We start from the raw sequence: 5,963 nt of genomic DNA, 5'->3' as shown, positions 1-5,963 counted from the left end.
CTTGCCACCAGCGGAAATCCCTTAACTACCCGGCTTTGGGCCTTCGCCCTGATGGGTGGACACGCTGATACTGGATCTGCTTGATCCGGAGGAAGCGAGAACACCGCCGATGGCGATGAAGGACTACTCGGACGAGTTCAAGGCCGATGCCGTGGCCTTGTACGAGTCCACGCCCGGGGCGACGTACAAGGACATCGCTGCTGACCTGGGCATCAACAGGGCAACACTGCGCGAGTGGGTGCTGCGGGACCGCGAGCGCCGCGGCATTGCCCCGACCGGGCCGCGAACCGGCGCCGCGTCCGCAGCCAGGGCCGGACAGCCGACCGCGTCCGACGATCCGGACGAGCGGATCCGGCAGTTGGAGGCCCGGGTGGCCGAGCTTGAAGCGGGCGAGCGGAAGCTGGCCACCGAACGGGACATCCTGCGGAAGGCCGCCAAGTATTTCGCCGGCGAGACGAACTGGTGAGCCGCTTCCAGTTCGTCCACGACCACCGGGACACCTACGAGGTGAAGCGGCTGTGCCAGGTCCTGGACCTCAACCGGTCCAGCTACTACAAGTGGCTCAGCGGGGCCGGCGCCAGGGTCGTCCGCCGGCGCGAGGACCAGGTCCTGGTCGAACAGATCCGCAGGATCCACGCCGGCTCCGGCGGCGCCTACGGCTCGCCCAGGGTGACCGCGGAACTCCGCGAGTCCGGGACGTTGGTCAACCACAAACGGGTCGCCCGGGTCATGCGGACGTACTCCATCGCCGGTATCCGCCTGCGCAGAAGAGTCCGCACCACCGTCCCCGACCCGGCCGCCCAGGCAGTCCCGGACCTGTTCCATCGGGACTTCAACGCCCCGGAACCGGGACGCAAGTACATGGGCGACATCACCTATCTGCCCCTGGCAGAGGGGGAGTTCCTCTACCTGGCGACCGTGTTGGACTGCTTCAGCCGCAAGGTCGTGGGCTGGTCCATCGCCGACAACATGCGTACCGACCTGGTCGCCGACGCGCTGCGGATGGCGGCCGCGACCCGCGGCGGCCTGGACGGGGCGGTGTTCCACTCCGACCACGGGGCCCAATACGGGTCCAGGGCCTTCGCCGACCTGTGCTCGGACCTGGGAGTCACCCGCCCGATGGGCGCGGTCGGCAGCAGCGCGGACAACGCGGCCTGCGAGAGCTTCCACGCCTCCCTCAAACGCGAGACGCTCCAAGGCGCCCGCGACTACGGCGATCCCGCCACCTGCAGGAGGACCGTCTTCGCCTGGCTGACCCGCTACAACACCCGCCGCCGCCACTCCGCCAACGGCCACCTCAGCCCCAACGAATACGAACACCGACACCACACCGCTAAGCTCACTCTCGCCGCGTGACAACCAACCGCGTGTCCACCTTCACGGGCGAAGGCCCCTATGAGCATCTCCCGGTGGACCTTGCTGCGGGCAGCGGCGAGTACCCAGGCGTCCACGCACACCGCGAGTAGCCAGGCGAGCAGGCTGTTGGCCCCGGCCATCGCCGCGAGCTGGTGCTCGCGCTGGGCGGTGTGGGCGATTCCCGCGACCAGCACGGTCGTTCGCAGAACCGCGGGGACCTTCTCCTGGCCTCGGTGCCACGCAGTGCGGATCCTTCCGCGGCGGCGGTCAGCCTCGGCCTGCTCGCGACGTTCCTGCTCGGCGCGCACCTCGGCGGCCCTGGCCTCGGCCTCACGGATCTGCTGAAGGGCCTCGGCGGTGAGGGTGTCGGCCTCCGCCCTGATCCGTTGGGCCTCGCGGTTGGCGGATTGGACGGTGCGCTCGGCGTGCGCCTCGGCCCTGCCCCGAGCCGCCCGGGCGAGCCGGGATTGCTCGGCAACGGCTGCCTCGGCCTCCTGCCGGAGCCGCTCGGCGGACTCCTGGCCGCGCTGGCGGGCGGCGGCGGCCTGGCGGGCGCCCTCCTCCAGGACGGCTGACCCCCGCGCAGGCGGGGAAGACAGGTGGATCGACCGCTCGGCCGGCGGCCGCCCTCGCACAGGCAAGCCGCGCCTTCCGCCCAGCGGGAGACCAAAAGGCGTTGCGCTTCAGGTTCAGGTGGGAGATATTCCGCGAGCGGAGCCAAACGCCGTGCAGTCTGCCCTCCGTCCAGGCGATGTTCCCGAGCGCATCTTGGCTGACGACCTTGTGTTGCGGCGTGCTCGCACAGTCGTACACCGAACACCCCGACTACCGCGAGGAGTGGCGACCTGAGACACCTGAGCCAACAGAAGGACCCTGAGCGTCACAAGATCAGCGACAGAGCCCGTGAATGTGCCCACCTGTTGGCTTCGGCAGAATTCCTCTCGCACCGCGTGGTGGACCAGCTGTGAGTGGCCTGGATCAGTACGGTGATCAGCGTTGCCAGGTCGAGGGCGCCGTTCGGGTCGTCTGCGTAACGCGTTGTCTGCAGCGGTCCCACTTCGTCCAGGCGTATGCCTTCCCGGTGCAGGACGTGGGCGAGGACTAGCAGTGCCAGGCGGGCGTTGCCGTCCGGGTAGGGGTGGAAGAAGGCGATGTCGAGGTACGCCCTGGCGGCGCGGGTCGGCAGGGGCAGCGACGGATCGGCGCTTTGGCGCAGGTACGCGGCGAAGTCCTGCCAGGTGCGGGCGTGAGTCCATAGCGTTCCCGGCCGCCCTTGGCGTAGGCGTCGCTCCGGCGCAGGTGAACCTCCTCCACGCCGAGGACCAGCTTCTGCCAGTCGGCCAGGAGGGCCGGGGTGAGCGGTTCGCCGCGGGCGGCCGCGGCCCGGGATTCGGTCATCGCTGCGAGCAGTCGGTCGGCCCGGTCAGCGTTACGGAGACGGACCGGGCCGTCGAACCACGCGGCGAGTCCGTCCACGGCCGGATGCACCGGGGTCAGATCCACTTCGGCGGCCGAGGACCAGTCGACCTCCTGCCTGATGAGGCACCAGGTGGCCAGCGCGTCACCGCTCACGATAGAACCCGCGGCCGGTCAGGCCGATCGCCAGGTCCTCGCCGACCGTGTCGACCAAGGTCGTTGCAGGGGCGACGTGGCTCTTGAAGCGGCCGCCGATGGCAGCGTCCACCGCCTTCCGGACCTCGTCCGGCCCCAGGCCGGTGGAGGTGAGGAACCAGGTCAGCGTCGTCCCGCAGAGCCGGTACCACCCCCCTTCGGCATGGGTGCTGTTGACGACTGCGGTGACCAAGCGGGTCACGGCGCGTTCCAGGTGCCAACTGCGGTCCTCAGCGTTCGCGTCTGGATGCGGTGCGAGCTGCTGGAAGCGCTCGGCGATGTCCTCCAGCCAGTCACGCCACTCCAGCAGGCAGGTCACGACGCGCTCGGCGGTCTCCTCCGCCCCTCCAACCGAGTCCGAGACGCAGCACCAAGTCTCAACGGGACCCCCGAAGTGGTTCGAATAGTCCCAGCCGCAGGCCCACCGGCCGTACCGGGACACCAACAGCGCGGTGACCCGGTCGGTGAAGCGCCAGCCCGCCATCCGGTCCGGATCGGCCGCGTGGTCGGCATCGGAGGGCACCATCGGGACGATCAGGGCCGTCAGCCGTGCCGCCTCGCCCTCGTCCCAGTCGAAGGCGTTCCGGTGGGGGTCTGCGGCGGGCCACGGCAGGTCCCGAGCGAGTTGAATGGTCGTGGTGTGCCTCCGGAGTCGCACGTGACGGAAGAACCGCCCGATCATGCCCACCAGGCGGGAACTTGTCACCTCAATTAATTGGCCCTGCCCTCGGCTGCCTACGGCCACCCGGGCACGTTCACGGGCTCTGTCGCTGATCTTGTGACGCTCAGGGTCCTTCTGTTGGCTCAGGTGTCTCAGGTCGCCACTCCTCGCGGTAGTCGGGGTGTTCGGTGTACGACTGTGCGAGCACGCGGAGGGCATACCTGAGCCCGGCGACGCGGGTATCGGAGGGATCCATGGCCGCGTAGTCACGCGCCAGCATGTCGACCAGGTCGAGCATCGGCAGGTGACTGTCGAGGAGGGCATCACCTCCGAAGCGGTGGGCCACGTAGGCATAGGCATGGTTGTCCGCCTCATTACGGGCGTGAAGGAACTTCAGAAGGTCGTCCACGAGATGATTTTCCTCCACTCTTGGGGATGCCGGAGAGGCTCCGACCTGCCTCAAGACCGAAGGAGGATACGGGTGCGGAGGAGGTCTAGCTTGGCCCGGCCATAGCCGGCGCGTTTGAGGAGCTTGACCCTGGTCACCTGGCCGGGACACAGGTTCCTGCCACCGCTGATGCCGCGCGGGTCGTATGCGGTCAGCCCTCACACCGGCGTGTTCGTGCTCAACCCCGACGACATCTCGGGGGCGGCCAGACACCCTGACTGTGGCCGTCTCAACGGATGCTGCGGACTCGACGGCCTGGACGGCCCCAACCTCGTCTGCGACGCCTGCGGAGCCGAGGTCGCAACCCAGCAGTCAGACTGCTGGTCTCAACAGTTGATCGCGCTGATCCCCGACGCGGTAACCATAGCCATCTCGCCTCCGCCTGAACCCATGAAGTTTCGGCAGTACCAGGCACGGGTTCGCCGGAACATGTGCGCTTTTCCGAAGGGCTTGTTCGAGGTGACGATCACGCTGGCCCGCTCGTATCTGTTCGAGATCACCTGGAAGAACAGGTTCGCGGCCTCTGATTCGAACGGGATGTAGGCGACCTCGTCGATCACGATCAGCGGATAGCGGCCGAGCTTGACGGCTCGTCCTGGAGGCGGCCGGCCCGGTGGGCGGCAGCGAGGCGGTCGACCCACTGGGCGGCGGTGGCGAAGGCGACCTGCCAGGCAGGCCCGAACAGCGAGTCCGGTGGCGAGGTGGGTCTTGCCGGTGCCGTGCGTTATCAACGGTTGGTAGTCATCTGCTGGCATGCCTCGCAGGTCAGAGCGCTGATGCGATCGATGGAACGTCGGGTGTGAGCGCCGGTCGCCTCGGTGTCGGGCGCGGGTGATAGACACTCGCCATGGCGAAGTTCATGGTGTTCGTCGAGGGTGAAGCGGACGGATGGCGAGTCGACCGCGAGGCACTGACGGTGGCGATCCGGGGCAGGTGGGTGGGCGTCGAGATCGACTCGACGCACCACAGCGAGGCGCGGAGTTTCTGCTGGGCCTTCGAGACGGAGGACGGTCCGGGCGAGGCGTATCTGCATGAGGATGGCACCTGCCTCTATTTGGATCTTTGGCAGGATGACGCTGTGTGGTTGGCGGTCGTGTTTCATCGGCTCGCTCCCGCGGGTCTTGACCTGGTGTTCTGCGACGAGGGATACAACTTCGATGTCCGACTTCGGTCGGAGGCCACCGATGCCGAGCTGATCAAGCTGATGACGGAGGCCTGATCTCAGCAAGGCCCGTTGGCCCGGCCGCGGCGGACGAGTTCGCGGCGGAGGTCGAGGTTCTCGCTGTGGGCCTGCCCCCCGCGCAGGCGGGGGTCAGCCGCGCCACCACAGGTGGTCGGTGCTGGAGTAGGTGTCCTCCCCGCGCAGGCGGGGGGCAGCCATCCACCCCGACCGCACTCACTGCATAGTCTGAAACTGGATCACCGAGTGGCCGTCGATTCACCACTCCAGCGGACGTGACCAACGTGACCCGCTGGAGCCGGACCCGGTCACCTCGGAGGCCGTCCGCTGCATGGGTCGGCTGCTGCTGGAGGAGCAGAGTCAGTGGATGCTCGCGGCGGCTCTACAAACGGCCGGCTTCGAAACGCCCGCCACGTACGTGTGGAATCAGCAGGGGAGACGAATTCGAATCGCGGAGCCCTCCCAACGCGGTGAGGTCGCCCGCAGCCGCCGCGTGGCCTCACTGCCGGGCCTCCGCCCGGGCGAGGGTGCGCCCCGAGGGCGGTCCGGCCCCCGGGGTTACCAGGATCGCGTGCATCCTTTCGCCGCCGCCGACCGGCCCCGGCCTCCTTACGGAAGTCGGACGGCCGCCGCGGCGGTGCCCCGCGGCGGGGTCCGCGCTGGCAGGGTGGCCGGGTGCCCGGAACCACCCCCCACCCCCGCCCCCG

Annotated in this window: 8 protein-coding genes; 4 read left to right on the top strand and 4 right to left on the bottom strand. The window is 68.6% G+C overall.

The window, feature by feature from the left end; translation table 11 throughout:
* The first annotated feature begins 109 nt into the window (after nt 1-109).
* From AA75_RS31960 to AA75_RS54130, 3 genes are all read left to right on the top strand, one after another.
* Nucleotides 110-1,356, top strand: a protein-coding gene (locus AA75_RS31960; protein WP_149038500.1) for an IS3 family transposase whose coding sequence is annotated in 2 segments (ribosomal slippage) — nt 110-452 and nt 452-1,356 — 1,248 coding nt in all. Because the reading frame shifts where the segments join, the coding sequence is not laid out codon by codon here.
* Between the two features lie 152 nt (nt 1,357-1,508).
* Nucleotides 1,509-1,931 (top strand): hypothetical protein, encoded by a 423-nt coding sequence (locus AA75_RS48235; protein WP_149038499.1) that lies wholly within the window; start codon nt 1,509-1,511, stop codon nt 1,929-1,931.
* Between the two features lie 176 nt (nt 1,932-2,107).
* Nucleotides 2,108-2,233: a DUF6221 family protein gene (locus tag AA75_RS54130; RefSeq protein WP_368666620.1), complete on the top strand. Its 126-nt coding sequence runs from the start codon at nt 2,108-2,110 to the stop codon at nt 2,231-2,233.
* A gap of 3 nt (nt 2,234-2,236) precedes the next feature.
* On the opposite strand, the gene AA75_RS46230 is transcribed toward AA75_RS54130, so the two are convergent.
* The 4 genes from AA75_RS46230 to AA75_RS54125 all read right to left on the bottom strand — a co-directional run bounded on the left by AA75_RS46230 (nt 2,237) and on the right by AA75_RS54125 (nt 4,831).
* Nucleotides 2,237-2,542 carry a hypothetical protein gene (locus AA75_RS46230; RefSeq protein ID WP_368666621.1) on the bottom strand — a complete coding sequence of 102 codons (306 nt, stop codon included), beginning with the start codon at nt 2,540-2,542 and terminating at the stop codon, nt 2,237-2,239.
* Nucleotides 2,543-2,917: 375 nt separating this feature from the next.
* Nucleotides 2,918-3,712 (bottom strand): hypothetical protein, encoded by a 795-nt coding sequence (locus tag AA75_RS31950; protein ID WP_233289286.1) that lies wholly within the window; start codon nt 3,710-3,712, stop codon nt 2,918-2,920.
* A gap of 40 nt (nt 3,713-3,752) precedes the next feature.
* Nucleotides 3,753-4,037, bottom strand: a complete 285-nt coding sequence (locus tag AA75_RS31945) for a DUF6221 family protein (RefSeq protein ID WP_033823828.1) — start codon at nt 4,035-4,037, stop codon at nt 3,753-3,755.
* A gap of 365 nt (nt 4,038-4,402) precedes the next feature.
* A complete protein-coding gene (locus tag AA75_RS54125; RefSeq protein ID WP_368666619.1) occupies nt 4,403-4,831 on the bottom strand; it encodes an ATP-binding protein in 429 nt (142 codons plus the stop codon).
* Between the two features lie 92 nt (nt 4,832-4,923).
* On the opposite strand from AA75_RS54125, the gene AA75_RS31935 reads away from it, so the two are divergent.
* Complete coding sequence (locus tag AA75_RS31935; protein WP_033823826.1) at nt 4,924-5,295, top strand: hypothetical protein; 372 nt, start codon at nt 4,924-4,926, stop codon at nt 5,293-5,295.
* The last annotated feature ends 668 nt before the right edge of the window (nt 5,296-5,963 follow it).

This window comes from Kitasatospora sp. MBT63, assembly GCF_000710465.2.
Taxonomy (GTDB): Bacteria; Actinomycetota; Actinomycetes; order Streptomycetales; family Streptomycetaceae; genus Kitasatospora.
The sequence above is the reverse complement of the archived record's forward strand: the minus strand, read 5'-3'. Positions and strand labels throughout refer to the sequence as shown.